Source organism: Janthinobacterium goodfellowi (assembly GCF_051380695.1).
In the GTDB taxonomy this organism is placed as follows: Bacteria; Pseudomonadota; Gammaproteobacteria; order Burkholderiales; family Burkholderiaceae_D; genus Janthinobacterium.
Genome location: NZ_JBNYXN010000003.1, coordinates 307,969 through 325,618, shown reverse-complemented (window position 1 = coordinate 325,618; position 17,650 = coordinate 307,969). Strand labels below are relative to the sequence as shown.

The 17,650-nt window shown below is 64.1% G+C and carries 14 protein-coding genes and 1 riboswitch; of the genes, 6 read left to right on the top strand and 8 right to left on the bottom strand.

Going from position 1 to position 17,650, the window contains the following annotated elements; translation table 11 throughout:
- Positions 1 to 13: 13 nt before the first annotated feature.
- Positions 14 to 183: riboswitch (yybP-ykoY riboswitch) on the bottom strand.
- Positions 184 to 328: 145 nt separating this feature from the next.
- The 4 genes from ACQ4WQ_RS13895 to ACQ4WQ_RS13880 all read left to right on the top strand — a co-directional run bounded on the left by ACQ4WQ_RS13895 (position 329) and on the right by ACQ4WQ_RS13880 (position 6,839).
- Positions 329 to 2,722 carry a M1 family aminopeptidase gene (locus tag ACQ4WQ_RS13895; protein WP_436497819.1) on the top strand — a complete coding sequence of 798 codons (2,394 nt, stop codon included), beginning with the start codon at positions 329 to 331 and terminating at the stop codon, positions 2,720 to 2,722.
- 118 nt (positions 2,723 to 2,840) lie between these two features.
- Positions 2,841 to 4,700, top strand: coding sequence for a M1 family metallopeptidase (locus ACQ4WQ_RS13890; RefSeq protein ID WP_436497817.1), 1,860 nt, complete (start codon positions 2,841 to 2,843; stop codon positions 4,698 to 4,700).
- Between the two features lie 23 nt (positions 4,701 to 4,723).
- The gene (locus ACQ4WQ_RS13885; RefSeq protein ID WP_436497815.1) at positions 4,724 to 6,367 is read left to right on the top strand and encodes a serine hydrolase; all 1,644 of its coding nucleotides are present in this window, start codon (positions 4,724 to 4,726) and stop codon (positions 6,365 to 6,367) included.
- A gap of 106 nt (positions 6,368 to 6,473) precedes the next feature.
- Positions 6,474 to 6,839, top strand: a complete 366-nt coding sequence (locus tag ACQ4WQ_RS13880; RefSeq protein WP_436497813.1) for a hypothetical protein — start codon at positions 6,474 to 6,476, stop codon at positions 6,837 to 6,839.
- Between the two features lie 50 nt (positions 6,840 to 6,889).
- On the opposite strand, the gene ACQ4WQ_RS13875 is transcribed toward ACQ4WQ_RS13880, so the two are convergent.
- Both ACQ4WQ_RS13875 and ACQ4WQ_RS13870 read right to left on the bottom strand, forming a co-directional pair.
- Positions 6,890 to 7,720 carry a class I SAM-dependent methyltransferase gene (locus tag ACQ4WQ_RS13875; RefSeq protein WP_436497811.1) on the bottom strand — a complete coding sequence of 277 codons (831 nt, stop codon included), beginning with the start codon at positions 7,718 to 7,720 and terminating at the stop codon, positions 6,890 to 6,892.
- Between the two features lie 85 nt (positions 7,721 to 7,805).
- A complete protein-coding gene (locus ACQ4WQ_RS13870) occupies positions 7,806 to 8,462 on the bottom strand; it encodes a pyridoxamine 5'-phosphate oxidase family protein (protein WP_436497809.1) in 657 nt (218 codons plus the stop codon).
- A 109-nt stretch (positions 8,463 to 8,571) separates the two neighbouring features.
- On the opposite strand from ACQ4WQ_RS13870, the gene pdxR reads away from it, so the two are divergent.
- Both pdxR and ACQ4WQ_RS13860 read left to right on the top strand, forming a co-directional pair.
- A complete protein-coding gene (gene pdxR / locus ACQ4WQ_RS13865) occupies positions 8,572 to 10,077 on the top strand; it encodes a MocR-like pyridoxine biosynthesis transcription factor PdxR (protein WP_436497807.1) in 1,506 nt (501 codons plus the stop codon).
- A gap of 31 nt (positions 10,078 to 10,108) precedes the next feature.
- Complete coding sequence (locus ACQ4WQ_RS13860; protein WP_436497805.1) at positions 10,109 to 10,714, top strand: hypothetical protein; 606 nt, start codon at positions 10,109 to 10,111, stop codon at positions 10,712 to 10,714.
- A 27-nt stretch (positions 10,715 to 10,741) separates the two neighbouring features.
- On the opposite strand, the gene ACQ4WQ_RS13855 is transcribed toward ACQ4WQ_RS13860, so the two are convergent.
- The 6 genes from ACQ4WQ_RS13855 to ACQ4WQ_RS13830 all read right to left on the bottom strand — a co-directional run bounded on the left by ACQ4WQ_RS13855 (position 10,742) and on the right by ACQ4WQ_RS13830 (position 17,641).
- Positions 10,742 to 11,521: a spermine/spermidine synthase domain-containing protein gene (locus tag ACQ4WQ_RS13855; RefSeq protein WP_436497803.1), complete on the bottom strand. Its 780-nt coding sequence runs from the start codon at positions 11,519 to 11,521 to the stop codon at positions 10,742 to 10,744.
- Between the two features lie 58 nt (positions 11,522 to 11,579).
- A complete protein-coding gene (locus tag ACQ4WQ_RS13850; protein ID WP_436497801.1) occupies positions 11,580 to 12,104 on the bottom strand; it encodes an FxDxF family PEP-CTERM protein in 525 nt (174 codons plus the stop codon).
- A 238-nt stretch (positions 12,105 to 12,342) separates the two neighbouring features.
- The gene (locus ACQ4WQ_RS13845) at positions 12,343 to 13,659 is read right to left on the bottom strand and encodes a sensor histidine kinase (RefSeq protein WP_436497799.1); all 1,317 of its coding nucleotides are present in this window, start codon (positions 13,657 to 13,659) and stop codon (positions 12,343 to 12,345) included.
- 14 nt (positions 13,660 to 13,673) lie between these two features.
- Positions 13,674 to 15,023, bottom strand: a complete 1,350-nt coding sequence (locus ACQ4WQ_RS13840) for a sigma-54-dependent transcriptional regulator (RefSeq protein WP_436497797.1) — start codon at positions 15,021 to 15,023, stop codon at positions 13,674 to 13,676.
- 28 nt (positions 15,024 to 15,051) lie between these two features.
- Complete coding sequence (locus ACQ4WQ_RS13835; RefSeq protein WP_436497795.1) at positions 15,052 to 16,290, bottom strand: ABC transporter permease; 1,239 nt, start codon at positions 16,288 to 16,290, stop codon at positions 15,052 to 15,054.
- 28 nt (positions 16,291 to 16,318) lie between these two features.
- Entirely contained in the window at positions 16,319 to 17,641 is a 1,323-nt protein-coding gene (locus ACQ4WQ_RS13830) for an ABC transporter permease (RefSeq protein ID WP_436497793.1), read from the bottom strand.
- Between the last annotated feature and the right edge of the window lie 9 nt (positions 17,642 to 17,650).

The window sequence follows — 17,650 nt, the reverse complement described above, 5'->3', positions numbered from 1 at the left end:
AAGAGGTACGCGGGCCGGACGAATTAACCAATGATCCACGGGCGACTCCGGCCCATGCGGCCGCCCTGGATCAATGGTCTCGTCAAGTTTTGCAACCACCTGCACCATGGCCTGCGGGCCAATCATGTTGATACAGGTTCCCGCGGCAGGACCGCGGGACGACTACTCCCCAATGTTCGAGGCACATCATACGCCTATGCGTGTTTCTGCGCCAGTGCCGCCGGCCGCCGGTGACGTGCTGCGTGTGGAACTTCCACAACAATGACCGATTGCAAACAGACTCGACTTAGAATGCAGTTCTGTCCACGACTCCCAGATGGAATGCGCCATGCCGGTCCTTGTCCGCTTGCTCGCCATGTGTTTGACCTTGTTTGCTCCCTTGCCCGGCCTGTGCGCCGCCGCGCCCTTCGACGACAAGTTCCGCCAGCTGGAAGAGCTGCTGCCCACGCCGAACAGCTACCGCACCGCGTCCGGCGCGCCCGGTCACGCCTACTGGCAGCAGCGCGCCGATTACGTGATCCGCGCCACGCTCGATGAAGCGCGCCGCGCCATCACGGCCAGCGAGCAGATCACCTATCACAACCGTTCGCCCGACAGCCTCGCGTATCTGTGGCTGCAGCTGGACCAGAACGGTTTGCGCCAGGATGCCGACCAGCGCCGCGTCCTGAGCGCGCCGTCGCGCCAGGCCTGGCTGAGCGGCAACGAAGACGAAGCGCTGAAATTCGAGGACTTGCGCGCCATCTATGCGGGGCGCGAATTTGACGGCGGCTTCAAGCTCAGCGCCGTGAAAGCGGCCAGCGGCAAGCCGCTGCCGTATGTCGTCAACCAGACCATGCTGCGCATCGATCTGCCGGTGGCGCTGGCGCCCGGCCAGAGCGTCACGTTCAATATCGACTGGTCGTATCAGATCAATGACCAGAAGGTGCTCGTCGAGCGCTCCGGCTATGAGTATTTTGAAGACGACAAGAACACGATTTTCCAGATCGCGCAGTGGTTCCCCCGCATGGCCGCGTATTACGACGCCGTCGGCTGGCAGCACAAGCAATTCCTCGGCTCCGGCGAATTCACGCTGGAGTTTGGCGACTACGAGCTGTACCTGACGGTGCCGGCCGACCACGTGGTGGCCGCCACGGGCGAGCTGCAAAACCCTGCCGCCGTCTTGAGCGCGGCGCAGCGCGAGCGCCTGGCGCGGGCGAAAAACAGCGCGACGCCGCTGCTGGTGATCACGCCCGCCGAGGCGCTGGCGGCGGAAAAGGGCAAAGTGGCGGGGATGAAAACCTGGCACTTCAAGGCGGCCAACGTGCGCGACGTGGCGTGGGCCTCGAGCCGCAAGTTCATCTGGGATGCGCAGGGGCTCGATAGCGGCGGCAAGCGCGTGATGGCCATGTCCTACTATCCGAACGAGGGCAATCCGCTGTGGCAGCAGTACAGCACGCGCGCCGTCGTGCATGCGATCGAGCAGTACAACAAGTACAGTTTCGACTATCCGTACCCGAATGCGATTTCCGTCAATGGCGCCGTGGGCGGCATGGAGTATCCGATGATTGCGTTCAATGGCGGGCGCCCCGTGAAGGACAAGAAGACGGGGGAACTCACGTATTCGAAGACGGCCAAATATGACCTGATCGGCGTGATCATCCATGAAGTGGGGCACAATTATTTTCCTATGATCGTCAACTCGGACGAGCGCCAGTGGACGTGGATGGACGAGGGCCTCAATTCCTTCCTGCAGTACCTGGCCGAGCAGGCGTGGGAAGAGCATTTCCCCTCCTGGAATGGCGAGCCGCGCAAGATCGTCGACTACATGCGCAGCCAGAACCAGGTGCCCATCATGACCAATTCCGAGTCCCTGCTGCAGTTCACGGCGAACGCCTACGACAAGCCGGCCACGGCCCTGAACATCCTGCGCGAAACCATCCTCGGGCGTGAACTGTTCGACTTCGCCTTCAAGCAGTACGCCCTGCGCTGGAAGTTCAAGCGCCCGACGCCGGCCGACTTTTTTCGCACCATGGAAGACGCTTCCGGCACGGACCTGGACTGGTTCTGGCGCGGCTGGTTCTATACCACCGATGCGGTCGACATCAGCATCGACGGCATCAGCGAATACGGCGTGAGCACGAAGAATCCGGAGGTCGAGAAAGCGTGGAAGAAGGCGCAGAAGGAGGCGCAGCCCATCTCGATCTCGGACCAGCGCAACAAGGCGCTGCCGAAGAAGGTGGATACCGATCCCGCGCTGAAGGATTTCTATAACCGGCACGATGAATTCACGGTCACCAACAAGGACCGCAACAGCTATGCGGAAGAGCAGGAAACGCTGGAGCCGTGGGAGAGAAAGCTGCTGGAACAGCACAACATGGGCAAGCATCTGTACCTGGTCGACTTTTCGAATCTCGGCGGCCTGGTGATGCCGCTGATCCTGGAAATCGAACTGAAAAGCGGCAAGAAAATCATCGAGCGGGTGCCGGCCGAAGTGTGGCGCTACGCGCCGCACAAGATCAGCAAGGTGATCATCACGGACGAGCCGATGGTGGGCCTGGTACAGGACCCGTACTGGGAAACGGCCGACATCGACACCAGCAATAACGCCTGGCCGCGAAAGATCACGCCGTCGCGCCTGGAGCTGTTCAAGCAGGACCGGGACAAGCATAACCTGATGAAGGATTTTAATGTGCCGCTGAAGGCGCCCGAGGCCAAGCCGCAAGCCAGGGCAGAAGCAAAATAGGGAAACAGCGCCGGCCAGTCCGGCGCTTTTTTCTGCCGGCCTGCGCCGGAAGTGCTATTCTGCGCGACGCCCCGGCGCACACGGACCGGGGCTTTCGCAAATCATTCAAAAGACGACCATGCAAACTTTGACCTTCCTGCGCGCGCTGGGCTGTGCGCTATTTTGCCAGGTGACCCTGGCCGCGCACGCCGACCCCCTCAGCTACGCGCGTTACGACCAGGTGCGCACGCGCGACCTGCAGCTGGACCTGAAAGCCGATTTCAAGCAAAAGACGCTCTCCGGCTATGCCGAGCTGTCCTTGAACTGGATCGACCCGGCGGCGCGCACCTTGGTGCTCGATACGCGCGATCTGTCGATCGCCAAGGTGCAGGTACAGGACAAGCGCGGCGCCTGGCAGATGGCGCCGTACCAGCTGGACAAGGCCGACCCGGAAAAGGGTCAGGCGCTGCGCATCACCACCACGGGCCAGCCGGGCAAGGTGCGCGTCTACTATCACACGGCGCCGAACGCCATCGCGCTGCAGTGGCTCACGCCGCAGCAGACGATGTCGGGCAAGCTGCCGTTCATGTTCAGCCAGTCGCAAAGCATCAACGCCCGCTCGTGGGTGCCGTCGCAGGATACGCCGGCCGTGCGGTTTACGTATAGCGCGCGCATCGAGGCACCAAGCGGCATGCGCGTCGTGATGAGCGCCGAGAACGACGAAAAGGCGACGGGCAAGGGCGGCTGGAAATTCAGGATGCCGCAGCCGATTCCCTCGTACCTGCTGGCCATCGCCATCGGCGAACTGGAAGTGCGCAAGCTCGGTCCCCGTTCCGCCGTGTATGCGGAACCGCCGCGCATCAAGGCGGCCGAATACGAGCTGGCCGACACGGAAAAGATGATCCAGGCAGCCGAAGCGCTGTATGGCCCGTATGGCTGGGGGCGCTACGACATGATCGTGCTGCCGCCGTCGTTCCCCTACGGCGGCATGGAAAACCCGCGCCTGACCTTCCTCACGCCGACCATGATCGCGGGCGACCGCAGCCTGGTCGACCTGATCGCGCATGAACTGGCCCACTCGTGGTCGGGCAACCTGGTCACCAACGCCTCGTGGAAGCACATGTGGCTCAACGAAGGCTTCACCACCTACGTCACGACGCGCATCGTCGAGCAGCTGTATGGCAGCGACGTGGCGCAGATGGGCGTGCAGGTCGATCAGGAAGAACTGGCCGCGTCGATCAAGGAGTTGCCGGCCGCGAAAACGGCGCTGATCACGCGCGACGCGGACGCCAACCCGGCGGAAACGTACACGGACGACGGCATCATCTACCCGAAAGGCGCGTGGTTCCTGGCCACCATGGAGCGCCGCGCCGGCCGCGCCGTGTTCGATCCCTTCCTGCGCGGCTGGTTCGACCAGCATGCGTTCCAGAGCGTGACGACGGAGCAGTTCATCGCCTACCTGCGCAAGAACCTGCTGGCGCAGCATCCGGACGTGATGCCGGAAGCGGAACTCGATGAATGGCTGTATGGCACGGGCGTGCCGGCCAGCGCGCAGCGCGTCGTCTCGCCGCGCCTGGCGCTGCTCGACCAGCACCGCGACGCCTGGCTGAAAGGCGAACTGGCCACCAAGGACCTGGGCATGGACAAGTGGATCGCCATCGAATCGATGCACTTCCTGAACGACATCAACAACAAGGCTAGCGCGGCGCAATTGCGTGAGCTGGACCAGGTCTACGGCGTGGGCAAGAGCGGCAACAATGAAGTGGCCTACCGCTTCTACCTGGCCTCCGTGAACGCCGGCTACGACGTGCGCCAGCCCTTGCAGGCATTCCTGCTGAGCGTGGGCCGTCAGAAGTTCGTCGTGCCCCTGTACAGCGCCTTGATGAAGACGCCGCAAGGCCATGCCTGGGCCAAGGACGTGTATGCGCAGGCGCGCGAACGCTACCACCCGGTGACGCAGGAAAGCGTCGATAAATTGATGGCCGCGCAAGCGCATTGAACCTTTCTTTGGACATCTAGACCATGCATACCATGAACCGTCTCGCCGCCGCCATCGTGCTGGCGTTTTCCAGCATCGCCGTGCCGGCGCTGGCATTTGACGCCGCCCCCGTCGTTGCAGCAGCGCCGGTGCCTGCGCCTGCGCCTGCCTTCGATCTTGAGCGCGACGTCGCCACCGCCCTGAAAGTGTTCGACGTGCCCGGCATGGCGATTGCCATCGTCAAGGATGGCAAGGTCGTCACCGCCAGGGGTTTTGGCGTGCGCAAGCTGGGCGAACCGGCCGCCGTCGATGCGCAAACCGTGTTCGAAGTGGCATCGAACTCGAAGGGTTTTACGGCCGCCGCGCTGGCCATGCTGGTCGACGAGGGCAAGCTGGCCTGGGACGATCCCGTCACCAAGCATCTGCCCGGCTTCCAGATGCACGATTCCTACGTGACGGGCGCCATGACCATCCGCGATCTGCTGACGCACCGCAGCGGCCTGGGGCTGGGCGCCGGCGACTTGCTGTGGTGGCCCACCACCACGTTCAGCACCGACGAGATCATCGAGAAGCTGCGCTACATCCGTCCCGCCACGAGTTTTCGCAACAGCTATGCCTACGATAACCTGCTGTATATCGTGGCCGGCAAGATCATCGCCGACAAGGCGGGGAAAAGCTGGGGCGAGGCCATGCATGAGCGCATCCTGGCGCCGCTGGGCATGACGGGCACCACCACCAGCCTGGCCGAGAATGCGGGCAATCCCGACGTCGCCAGCGCGCACAGCAAGATCGACGGCAAGATCGCCGCCGTCAAGTCGATGCCCGTGCCGAACGCCGTGGGCGCCGTCGGCATCAATACGAATGCGGAAGATATCGCCAAGTGGATGATGGTGCTGCTCGACGGCGGCAAGATCGCCGGCGTGCAGGGCAAGGACGGCAAGGAAGCGCGCCTGTTCAGCGAAAAGCAGGGCCGCGAAATGTGGACGGCGCAAACGCCGATCAAGATCCCCGAGCCGAAACCGGCATTGGCCGCGACGAAACCGAACTTCAGCGCGTATGGCCTGGGCTTCCAGCTGCGCGACTACAAGGGCATGAAGGTCGCCATGCACGGCGGCGCGCTGCAGGGGTTTTATTCGCGCGTGGTGATGGTGCCGGAAGCGAAATTGGGCGTGGCCATCCTCACCAATGCGGAAAATGGCGGTTCGATGACGGCGCTGCAATGGCGCATCCTCGACCATTACCTGCAGGCGGCGCCGTCGGACTGGCTGGCGCTGGTGGCCAAGGTGGAGCAGGACCAGCATGCGGAAGAAGTGAAAAAGCAGGGCAAGGCGTCGAGCGCGCGCGCGGCGAAATCGCAGCCTTCGCTGCCGCTGGCGGCGTACGACGGCGAGTATGAAGACGCCTGGTACGGCAAGGTCGTGATCAAGCCGGAAGGGAAAAAACATATCCTCAGTTTTACGCGCACGCCGGACCTGACTGGCGAGCTGGAACACTGGCAGCACGACACCTTCATCGTGCGCTGGAAAGAGCGCAATTTCAACGCCGACGCCTACGTGACGTTCTCGCTTAATCCCGATGGCAGCATCGAGCGGGTCAAGATGGCGCCCGTGTCGGCCGAAACGGATTTCAGCTACGACTTCCAGGATTTGAGCCTGGTGCCGGTGAAGCCGAAGGAAGTGAAGAAGTAAGATGTCGATACAAAAACCGCAGCCTGGCCTGCGGTTTTTTTTCGCCTGTCGCCATGCAAATGCGCTGCGCAAGGGCGCCGGGCCGGTTTTTATTTCATGAAAAGGGATGAAAAAGAAACGTTATCTTGATTTCTTGTTTGCGTATTTACTAACTTTTCAAGGTGCTACTATTTCCATGCGCCATAAAATTCGTCTATCGACAGGCGGTTTTTGGCGGCTGCGTTTTTTGTCTTCCAGTGGTTCTTATAACGACGTAACTCTTGGGAATGGGATAAAAATGATCAATGTGAAAAAAGCTGTATTTGTCTTTTGCGCCGCCGTCGGTTTTGCCGGCGCCATCAGTTCTTCCGCGTATGCCTTGCCTTCGCGTGAAACGTGTGAAGAAGCCCGCGATTCTTGTCTCGCTGACGGCAATGAAAACGATTGTGCTCTGGTGAAACGCCTGTGCGGCGTGTATGGCATCCACGTGTAGGCATCACCTCAGTTGGCGGCGCGCCAGGCAGGCGCACCGCCTGTCAGTCGCTACGGCTTGACGAACTTCAGGGTCATGCGGTCGCTCTCGCCGATGGCCGTGTATTTCGCCCGCTCCACATCCTTGTTGGCGTAGGTGGGCGGCAGCGCCCAGACGCCGCCCTGATGGTCTGCCGTGTCCTTCGGATTGGCGTTGATGTCCGACTTGCCCGCCAGCTTGAAGCCCGCGCCTTCGGCCAGCTTGATCACATACGCTTCGTGCATGTAGCCGCTGCTGGCCGTGGCGTCCTGCGCCTTGTTCGCGGGCAGGCGATGCTCGACGACGCCGAAGACGCCGCCCGGTTTCAGGCTGTCATACACTTCCTTGAACAGGGTCTGCATGCCCGCTTCGCCGATCGGTATCCAGTTGTGGATATTGCGGAAGGTGAGCACCATGTCGGCCGTGCCCTTGGGCGCGATGCGGTAGGTGGTGGGCGGTGCGAAGGCGCCGATTTCCACCTTGCCGAAAGCGGCCGGGTTGGCGTCGAGTTTCTGCTGGAAGCGCGCCGCGCCGCGGCGGGCACCTTCGCTGCTTGACTGCGGGTCGTTGCCGGCGGCGATCAGCTTGCCGTTGTCGCGCAGGTAGGGCGCCAGGATCTCCGTGTACCAGCCGCCGCCGGGCGCCAGTTCCACCACCGTCATGGTCGGCTTGATGCCGAAGAACGTCAGCGTTTCATACGGGTGGCGGGCGCTGTCGCGCAGCGCATTGGCCGGCGTGCGCGCGTTGCCGGCGATGGCCGCCTTCAGGGCCGCGTCGCCCGCATCGGCGGCCAGTGCCGCGCCGCTGCCGCCACAGGCCAGCATGACCGTCAGGGCCGCGGCCAGGGATACTCGCTTCATCATCATATGCTCCATGCGTGATTGGATCGGTTGGTGAATTGGTGGCGATCGCCATCAACGCCGATCATCGGTCAAGCACGCTGGCCGGTCAAGCGGATTCCGTACCCCATGCGGCGGCATACGCGGGCATGTCGCTGGTGTTGAGCGCATCGGCGATGGCCGCGCCACGGCCGTGCGTAAACGGCAGTTCGCCCGTCCAGACGGCGTGCGCCATGTCGTCCGCATCGTCGAGCGGGCCGCCCTGGCGCTGCTTGACGGCATATTCGTCGAGCGCGATGCGCAGCACGGTGGTGGCCGCGTATTCCTTGGCGCTGCCGCCGCGCACGTGCGCCAGGCGTCCCGGCACCAGCTTTTCCATCAGCGCGTCCATCGCCGCATGCTGCTGGCCGATCTCGCCTACTTTTTCAAACTGCCCGTACACCATCGCCGAACGGTAGTTCATCGTGTGGTTGAAGGCGGAGCGCGCCAGCACCAGGCCGTCGAGATGGGTGATGGTCACGCAGACGTCGCTCTCTTGCAGGCGCTTGAGCATGCGGCTGCCGTTCGAACCATGGATGTACAGGTGGTCCTCGATGCGCCAGCAGGCGGTCGGGATGCAATGGCTGCCCTTGTCGTCGTGGAAGGCGATATGGCACAGGTAGGCGGCATCGACGATGGCGTACAGGGCGGCTTGCTCGTAGCTGGCCAGTTCGGCGACGCGGCGCACGCGGGTACGGGGGCTGGGAGGCAGGGCGGTAGCGGTCATGGCGGAGGTCCGGTTGGTTGAAGAAGCAGGCCGCACTATAATCGGCATCTGGCCCTGAAAAAAGATCCAGAACTGACAAATAATATAGAGCCACGATGAAAGGGGATGCATGGATTTCGCTTTGCTGCTGGGCGCGTTCGAGCGCACGCACCGCGAGCGGGGCTGGCCGCGCCAGCGCCTGCTGCATGAATGCCTGCGCGCGGCCATCCGCAGCGGCCAGCTGGCGCCTGGCACGCGGCTGACTGCCACGCGCGTGCTGGCGGCAGAACTGGGGCTGGCGCGCAATACCGTGTTGTACGCCTACGAGCAACTGGCCAGCGAAGGTTTTGTCTTGCCGGACCGGCGCGGCACCGTCGTCGCCGGCGGCGCCGGCGTGCCGGTGGCGTCGCCAGTGAGCGGTGGCCAGGATGGCTTGTCGCGCCGCGCCCGGCATTTGCGCGGCGTGTCAGGACAGGATGCCAGCGCGGCGCTGGTGTTTCCCGCCGATGCCATGGGCGCGTTCGCGCCTGGCGTGCCTGCGCTCGACGAATTTCCGCTGGCGCAGTGGCGGCGCATGCTGGACCGCGCGTGGCGCGCGCTGACGCCGCGCCAGCTCAATTACGGCGACCCTGCCGGCGAGCCGCAGCTGCGCATGGCCATCGCCGAGCATTTGCGCGCCGCGCGCGGCGTCGTCTGCGATGCGGGCCAGGTGTTCATTACGGACGGCACGCAGAGCAGCCTCGATATCTGCCTGCGCGCGTTTGCCGACCAGGGCGACGCCTTGTGGATCGAGCATCCCGGCTATGGCGGCGCGCTGGCGGCGGGCCGTGGCGCCGGCTTGCAGGTGACGGGTATCGCCGTCGACATCGATGGCATCGCGCCAACGGATGCGGACTGGCGCGATACGCCGCCGCGCCTGATCTACACGACGCCGTCGCACCAGTATCCGACGGGCAGCGTGCTCAGTCCCGCGCGCCGCATGGCGCTGCTCGAACGCGCGCGCGCGGCCGGAGCGCTGATCATCGAGGACGATTACGACAGCGAGTTTCGCCATGGCGGACCGCCCCTGGCGGCCATGCAGGGACTGGTGACCGACGCGCCCGTCGTGTATCTGGGCACCTTCAGCAAGACCATGTTTCCCGCCTTGCGCATCGCCTTTATCGTCGTGCCGGCCGCGCTGGCCGGCGCCTTCGCGCAGATGCAGGCGCAGGGCGCCGCGCGCGGCCGCGTGGCCGAACAGCTGGCGCTGGCCGAGTTCCTGCGCAGCGGCCTGTTTGCGCGCCATGTGCGCCGCATGCGCAGGCTGTACCGCCAGCGCCGCGACGCCTTGAGCGAAGCCTTGCAGCGCCATGCGTGTGCGGACGCGGCCATCCATGGCGGCACGGCCGGCATGCACCTGGCGCTGCGTTTTCACGACAAGCAATGGGATGACCTGGCGCTGAGCCGCCGCGCCGCGCAGGACGGCATCGTGGCGCTGGCCCTGTCCGCGCATGGCACGGGAGACGGGGCGGGCTGGAACGGTTTCCTGCTCGGTTATGCGCAGGTGCCGGCCGAGAACATGGATGGCCTGGCGCGCCGCCTGGGCGCAGTGCTTGCGCAAGCTGGCGCGGCTGGACAGGCGAAGTTGGCACAATAGGCTTTTGCCAGGCTGCGGAAGAGGACTGCCCATGATACTGAGCTGGAAAGCCCCGATTTATTACAATGACAAACTCACCGGTTCCTACGACAAGGAACGTGGGTCGTATGAGACGGCCGGATCGAACTTCGACTACCTCGATCTGCTGCAGGGTGCGCCTTTTCCGAGCGGTATGGACAAGCCACCCGTGCATTTTGTCTGTCCCAAGGAGCGGCTATTGAAATATGACTGCCTGTGGCTGCTCGGTGAGGTGCCGCTGGTCTCGGCCCGCCTGGCGGAGTTCCTCGCCGCCGCCGCCGGCCAGGACGTGGAATTGCTCGCCCCCGCTTGCATCATGGCGGGCGGCGAACTGGTGGAGCAGCCGTTTTACATCGTCAATGCGGCGCACCAGGTACAGACGGTGGACATTGAGCGTTCAATCGCGGAAAGAGATGACAAGGGCAACATCATCTATTTCACGAGCAGGTTTTTCCGCGACGATGCAATGGCGCCCAGGCAGATTGCCAGGGATGCGCAATCGGGCGATCTGTTGATCTCCAGCGAGCTCGCTGGCTTGATGACGGCCGCGCGCTTCAAGGGCGACAAGAAGCTGGGGTTTTATCGCGCCGAAGGAAGATGGGAAGAGGCTCTTGAATGAGATCGCACGGGCACCGCCTGATGGGACTTACTGCTGATCCTGCATCCACTGCTTCAAGCCGTTGACCCAGTTCTTGGCGGGAAGGTTGAACTGTTTCTTGATGGTGGCGGCGCGTTCGTACAGCTCGCTGAAGTCGAGCGATGGCGATTTCTTGAAGGCCAGCACGACGATGTTTTCATCTTCCATTTCCGGCACCCAGACGACGGCGTCGAAGACCAGTTCCATCGCCTGCAGGTTCTTGTCGTAGTTGGGGAAGTCGCCGAAGACATTCGTGCACATGATGCCGTCGTCCGTCAGGCAGTCGAAGCAGGCCTGGTAGAACTCGGGCGTGTCGAGCACGGGGCCGCGCGCGTCTTCGTCGTACAGGTCCACTTGCAGCGCGTCGACCGTGTCGTGGTTGGCCGGGTCGAGCACGAAGTCGAGCGCATTCATTTCGCGCACGTCGAGGCGAGCGTCGTTCGGCGGCAGCGCGAACTGGGCGCCGCAGATGGCGATCACGTTCGGATTGAGTTCGATGGCCGTGACCGAGGCGTCGGGGAAGCGGCGGTAGCTGAACTTGGTCAGCGCGGCGCTGCCCAGCCCCAGTTGCACGATGCGTTTGGGCTGCGTCTTGAACAGCATCCACATCATCATCATCTGCACGTATTCGAGCTCGATGGCGTCGGGCTTGTCCAGGCGCATGGCGCCCTGCACCCACTTGGTGCCCAGGTGCAGGTAGCGGATGCCGCGGTGTTCGGTGGTGGTGGCCGGCGGGTGGCCAGGGTGGCTGAAAGCGGTATGGCTGGTGGAGATAAAATCGGTCGTCATGCCGCCAGTGTAGCAGCCACATGAAAAAAGACGCCGTAGCGTCTTTTTGGTGGTGCGTTCAAGATTGCTTGCGGCGTCGCGCCAGGAAGCCGAGTATGCCCAGGCCGGCCAGCAGCATGCCATAGGTTTCCGGTTCAGGAACGGGAGCCAGGTTCAGGTTGAAGACGCCGCCATAGCTGCCGCCCTTGGTGTTGCCCATGACGGTGAGGACCAGCGGGCCATTGAACAGGACGCTCGTAGGCGCCAGGACTTCGCCCTGGGCATAGCCAAAGACGGTGGGGCCACCAAAGCCGCTGAGCGAAATGCCGTTCAGGTTGGCGCCGGTGAAGTGGATGGAAGAGCTGTCCGAGCCCGTGACGGACAGGTTGGCCAGGAAGGCTTGTGCGGTGGAACCGAAGGTCGCGTTCGGTGTGAACGTGAAGGTATCCGTGAAGTCGCCGAGGGGACTGGGCACGGCGTTGAAGCCGCTGGTCCACAGATTGCCCGTGGTATTGACGAGGTTGACGGTGTAGGCGGCGGCGCTGGCGCTGCCGATGGAGGCGGCACCGAGTACTGCCGCTGCGATGAGTGATTTTAGTTTCATGTTGATCCCCGCGAAAAGACGATTAATGTTTCAAAAAAACCGTACCGCAGGGATAAATTATCGCCAAGGTAATTCGTTGTCAATGAGCTATTTTTATATCATTATGCAAACTTAAATAGCTTATTTCTAACACACGGGCATAGGTTGCCAATAGTTGCGATAATTAAAACTATTATTGTCAATATTTTACTCAAAAATAGTCTGGGATTTTGTGATGTAAAAATCGTTACACTAGGAACTAATTTCTATCCAGTAAGGGAAGAATCAAGGTCACGGCCAGCCCGCCACCTTCGCGGTTGGCCAGGGTGATGCGTCCGCCATGGGCTTCGGCGATTTCGCGCGCCAGGGCCAGGCCCAGCCCTGTGCCGCTGCGCTTGGTGGAATAAAACGGCACCAGCGCGTTTTCCAGCACGGCGCCGCTCATGCCCGGCCCGCGGTCGCGCACTTCGATGCGCAGCTGGCCATGCGCCTGACTGACGTGCAGGCCGATATGCTGGAGCTTGGAGCCGGACTCCAGCGCATTCTTGAGCAGGTTCAGCAGTGCCTGCTGCATTTGCGCCGCATCGAACAAGGCCGCCTGCGCGGGCGGCGGGCCGTCGAGCGTGAAGGCCGCTTGCGAGGCCAGGCTGTCGAGGAAGGGTGGCCATTCGCACGGCGCCAGGCGCGGCGCGGGCAGCTTGGCAAAGCGCGCATAGCCGAGGATGAAGGTTTCCAGGTGGCGCGTGCGTTCCTCGATGGTGGCGAGGATTTGCGGCAGGCGCTCCGTCTGGCCGCGGCGCACCAGCTCGGCGCCGGAATGGGCCAGCGAGGCCAGGGGCGCCAGCGAGTTGTTGAGTTCATGGCTGATGACGCGGATGACTTTTTTCCAGGTCTGCACTTCCTGGCGCCGCAGTTCCAGGGTCAGCTGGCGCAGCAGCAGCAGTTCGTGCTTGCGCCCGTTCAGGCTGAAGCTGCGCCGCGCCAGGTGGTACACCTCTTCCTGTTCCCCTTCGCCGCTGGTAAACAGGCCATCGTTGCGGCGCGCCAGCGCTTCGGCCAGGGCCGGCGCCGCCTCGCGCACGATGTCCGCCAGGTGATGCCCTTCGAGCCGGCGGCCGTGGTGCAGCAACTGGCGCGCGGCCAGGTTGGCGTAGACGATGGCGCTGCCCTCGGCCACCAGCAGCATGGCCACCGGCGTGTTTTGCACCATGGTGTCGAGCAGCAGTTCGCGCTGCACCAGGTCCAGGCGCTGCTTGCGCAGAACGTCGCCCAGCGCATTGTGGGCCGCCACCAGATCGGCCAGTTCATCGTTCTGCGGCCAGCGCAAGCTGAAGCCGAAGTCGCCGTCCTGGTAGCTGGCGACCGTGCCGCTCAAGGCGCGAAACAGCGACAGCATCGCCTGCAATTGCGCTCGGATGGTAATGACGGCCACCGGCAGCACGCACAGCAGGGTACCGGCCAGCACCAGCAGCGGCTGGCCTGGCAAGAAATGCGCGAGCAGCAGGGCGATGACGATGCCCAGCACCAGCAAGGTGACGATCAGCGCCGTCCAGCGCGTGAGCAGGGAGAGGCGCATGGCGCGGTCTGCCATCAGCCGCGCGCGATGCCCAGGCGCTCCATGCGCCGGTACAGCGCCTGGCGCGACAGCCCCAGTTCCTGCGCGGCCTGCGCCACCACGCCGTGTGCGCGCGCGAGCGCCGCGGTGACGCTGTCGCGGTCCGGTTCCGTCGCGACATCCTGCGGCACGCTTGGCGATGCCGCACCGGCCAGCGGCAAGCCCGTTTCCTGCGCGCCGATGACCGGGCCGGCCGTCAGCAGACTGGCGCGCTGCATGACGTTTTTCAGTTCGCGCACATTGCCCGGCCAGCTGTGGGCCAGCAGGGTGGCCTGCGCCTGTGCGTCCAGCGTTTTTTCGCTGCCCAGGAAATGCCGCGCCAGTACCAGGATGTCCAGCGGGCGCTGGGCCAGCGGCGGCAGGCGCAGTTCGATCACGTTCAGGCGGTAGAACAGGTCTTCGCGAAACGTGCCGGCCTTGATCATCGCCGGCAGGTCGGCGTTGCTGGCGCTGATGACGCGCACTTTCACTTGCCGCTCGCGGTTCGATCCGAGACGCTCGAAGCGTCCCGTTTCGAGCACGCGCAGCAGTTTCATTTGTCCGGCCAGCGGCAGGTTGCCGATCTCGTCGAGGAACAGGGTGCCGCCGTCGGCCGCGTCGAACTTGCCGTCGCGCGCGCGCGTGATGCCCGTGTAGGCGCCGGCCTCGGCGCCGAACAGTTCCGCCTCGATCAGCTCCACCGGCACGGCGCCGCAATTGAGCACGACGAAGGGACCGCCGGCGACCTGCGAATTGGCTTGCACGATGGCGGCGATGCGTTCCTTGCCGCTGCCGTTCGGCCCCGAAATGAGCACGGGCACGTCGGCGCGCGCCACCTGGCACGCCAGGTGCACCACTCTTTCGGTGGCCGGGTCTTGCCACACCATGCCGCGCAAGTCGAAGTCGTGTTCCAGGGCGTGGCGCTGGCGCTGCTCGGCCACCACGCGCTGGCGCAGCGCGCGGTTGGCCTGTCCCAGTTCCAGCAGATTTTGCACGCTGGCGATCAGGCGCCGGTCATCCCAGGGCTTGGCCAGGTAGTCGGCCGCGCCGGACTTGATCAGGTCGACGGCCGCGTCGAGCTGGGTCCATGCCGTCAGCAGGATCACGGGCAGGTCCGGGTAGCGCGCGCGGATGGCGTGGAACAGCGCGCCGCCTTCCTCGCCCGACGTGGTGTCGGCCGTGAAGTTCATGTCCTGCACCACCAGGTCGATGGCGTGGCGCTCGAGCAGGCGCAGGCCTTCCTCGGGCGAGGCGGCGCGCACGGCGTCGATCTCGTGCAGGGAGAACAGCACGTCGAGCGCGACGGCCACGGCGGCATTGTCGTCAATAATCAGTACGGTAGGCATGCGCGCAGCATATCACTCAGGTGCGGGCTCAGGTACTGCGCGTGGCAGTGGCCGGCGAAATGCTGGCCGCGCGCCATGCCGGGCCGTACACTGCGACCAGTCCCAGCAGCCAGAACACCAGCGCGCCGGCCAGCAGGTAGCCGGGGGGCAGGCGCGCCATTTCCAGCTGGCTCACCAGCAGCTGGTTCAAGCCCAGGGCCAGCAGCACGCCGCACGCCACGCCGACGCTGCTGATCATGAAATTCTCGGTCAGGAAGTAGCGCAGGATGTCGATGCGGCGGGCGCCCAGGGCGCGCCGCACGCCGATCTGCTTCTTGCGCTGCGTCACCCACAGGCTGGCGATGCCGACGATGCCGCTGGCGGTGACCAGCAGCAGCAGGGTCGAGACGGCGATCAGCATCCAGGACAAACCCTGGTCGGCCCGGTAGCGTGACGTGCGGTGCTTTTCCAGCGTGTCGGTGCGTACCAGCAGGCGCTCGCTGGTGGCGCTGCGGATGGCTTGCTCGGCCTCCTTCATCAGGCGGTCGCGCTGTCCAGGCTCGGCCCGCACGGCGTACAGCAGCGAGTCGCGCGAACCCGTCAGGCGCGCCGGCAGGATCAGCGAATGCTCGCCCTGCGCGCTGGCCTGGCCGACCTGTGTCTGCAGCCGCTCCACCACGCCGATCACGCGCATTTCGTCGTCATCGTCACCGGTGCCGTTGAACAGGGTCTTGCCGACAAAGCTGCTCTCGCCAGGCCAGATCTTTTGCGCCGCGGCGAGCGTCACGATGACCACCTTTGGAAAGATCGCATCGACGCTTTCATCGATTTCCGGCACTTCGTCGGGATGGAAATCACGGCCTTCCACCAGCTTGAGTCCATATGTCTTGACCAGCGAGTCAGGCGTGAAATACATCGACGTGGTGGCGCTGGCCGTGGGCTGTCCACGCTTGATGGAGACATTGGTGCTGCTGCCGGAACGCGACAGCACGGCCTGCGAGGTCTGCGCCACGGAGAGCACGCCGGGCAGGCTGCGCAGCAAGGCGGCCTGGCGTTTCTGGTCGGCCAGCTGGCGCTGGTGGCTGCCTTTGTCCATGCTTTGGATGTTGACATAAAAGATGTCGTTTTCAGCGGCCACGCCGGTGGGGCGGGCGGCGATCGCCTGGCGCAGGTTAACGATATGCAGGGCGTTGGCCAGGATGGCCAGGCTGATGGCGATCTGCACGGCGACGAGTACGGCACCGGTTTTGCTGCGCATCAGTGCCGACAGGATGGGGCGGATTTCCATGTTGAACCTCATTGCGGTACGGTGAATGTCATTGGGATTTGAGCTGTATCGCCGGCGTCACCTGGCAAGCGCGCCAGGTGGGCAGCAAACCCGCCAGCAGGGAGGCCAGCACGGAGACGGCAAACGTCAGCAGCAGCATCGGCATATCCATGTGCGCCACCGTGCCCAGTTCCTTCGATTGCGAACGCACGACGGCCAGCGCTGCATACGCCAGCAGCAGGCCCAGTACGCCGCCGGCCAGGCCGATGACGCCCGTCTCGATCAGGAACTGGCGAAAGATATCGCGCCGCGTGGCGCCCAGCGCACGGCGGATCCCCACTTCACTGGCGCGCACGGAAAACTTCGCCAGCAGCAGGCCGATGGTATTGACCAGGCATAGCAGCAGGAAACCGAAGGCCAGCCAGGCCGCCAGCTTGTTGTCGTTGTCGACCACGTTCAGGAACACCATCCATTCCTTGACGTTGTACAGGGCGTTGGGCGCGTGGCGCGGCATGCGGCCCAGCTTGCGCTGCTCGGCAGCATAGCTGTCGAGATATGCCTGCAGCTCGCCACGCTGGCCTGCGCTTTCCATCTCGAACCAGAACTGCAGCCAGGTGCAGTCCGACGCCAGGACGCCCTGGAAGCCGGGGCCGCGTTCGACGCCGCTGCAGGCCATGCCGCCGTCATGCCGCGTTTCATGGCGGATGGCGCTGGCAAACGGAATGAAGAATTCATCTTCCGTGCCAAAGGCGCCCTTGCTGCCGATGATGCGGTGTATGCGCGGCACGGGATCCCAGTGATCGAGCACGCCGCTGATCAGATAGGGCTGTCCCAGGACGGTCACGCGCCGCCCCACGGGATTGACCGTACCCAGCAGTTTTTCCGCCAGCGAGCGGCTCAGCACGATGACGTCGGCGCCGCTGGCGTCATCGGCTTCGCTCCATGGCTGACCATACAGGAAGGGGACTTCGAACATGGCGAAAAAGTCGCGCGTGGGCGCCAGGCCCTGGGCCTGGAAGGCGCCGATATCCGTGCGTGCCGGCTCGACCGGGCCGGCCACGCCGTACATGACGGTGCGGCGCACGCCCATGTTGCTGGCCATGAAATTCTTCGCGTCGGTATAGGCCAGCTGCGACTGGCCGAAGCTGGGCTTGGCGCCCGGCACATAACTTTTCAAGGGGACGACGTCGATCATCGGCACGAACAGGCGGTCGCTCTTGTGCGGCAGCGGATCGCCCGACATGGCATGCAGGATGGTGACGGTCGACACGCTGGCGGCCACGCCGACGGCCAGGGTCAGCACCATCAGCGCGGTCAGGGCGCGGTTGCGGCGCAGGCTGCGCAGGCCCAGCGTGAAATAGTAGCGGAACATGGTCTCTCC

What these genes read in the sequence shown, in the direction of transcription:
- ACQ4WQ_RS13895 (WP_436497819.1), top strand. Translation starts at nt 329, where the DNA reads ATGCCGGTCCTTGTCCGCTTGCTCGCCATGTGTTTGACCTTGTTTGCT.
- ACQ4WQ_RS13830 (WP_436497793.1), bottom strand. Translation starts at nt 17,641, where the DNA reads ATGTTCCGCTACTATTTCACGCTGGGCCTGCGCAGCCTGCGCCGCAAC.
- ACQ4WQ_RS13845 (WP_436497799.1), bottom strand. Translation starts at nt 13,659, where the DNA reads ATGCGCCTCTCCCTGCTCACGCGCTGGACGGCGCTGATCGTCACCTTG.
- ACQ4WQ_RS13885 (WP_436497815.1), top strand. Translation starts at nt 4,724, where the DNA reads ATGCATACCATGAACCGTCTCGCCGCCGCCATCGTGCTGGCGTTTTCC.
- ACQ4WQ_RS13855 (WP_436497803.1), bottom strand. Translation starts at nt 11,521, where the DNA reads ATGACGACCGATTTTATCTCCACCAGCCATACCGCTTTCAGCCACCCT.
- ACQ4WQ_RS13890 (WP_436497817.1), top strand. Translation starts at nt 2,841, where the DNA reads ATGCAAACTTTGACCTTCCTGCGCGCGCTGGGCTGTGCGCTATTTTGC.
- pdxR (WP_436497807.1), top strand. Translation starts at nt 8,572, where the DNA reads ATGGATTTCGCTTTGCTGCTGGGCGCGTTCGAGCGCACGCACCGCGAG.
- ACQ4WQ_RS13875 (WP_436497811.1), bottom strand. Translation starts at nt 7,720, where the DNA reads ATGATGAAGCGAGTATCCCTGGCCGCGGCCCTGACGGTCATGCTGGCC.
- ACQ4WQ_RS13840 (WP_436497797.1), bottom strand. Translation starts at nt 15,023, where the DNA reads ATGCCTACCGTACTGATTATTGACGACAATGCCGCCGTGGCCGTCGCG.
- ACQ4WQ_RS13835 (WP_436497795.1), bottom strand. Translation starts at nt 16,290, where the DNA reads ATGGAAATCCGCCCCATCCTGTCGGCACTGATGCGCAGCAAAACCGGT.
- ACQ4WQ_RS13850 (WP_436497801.1), bottom strand. Translation starts at nt 12,104, where the DNA reads ATGAAACTAAAATCACTCATCGCAGCGGCAGTACTCGGTGCCGCCTCC.
- ACQ4WQ_RS13870 (WP_436497809.1), bottom strand. Translation starts at nt 8,462, where the DNA reads ATGACCGCTACCGCCCTGCCTCCCAGCCCCCGTACCCGCGTGCGCCGC.
- ACQ4WQ_RS13860 (WP_436497805.1), top strand. Translation starts at nt 10,109, where the DNA reads ATGATACTGAGCTGGAAAGCCCCGATTTATTACAATGACAAACTCACC.
- ACQ4WQ_RS13880 (WP_436497813.1), top strand. Translation starts at nt 6,474, where the DNA reads ATGAAAAAGAAACGTTATCTTGATTTCTTGTTTGCGTATTTACTAACT.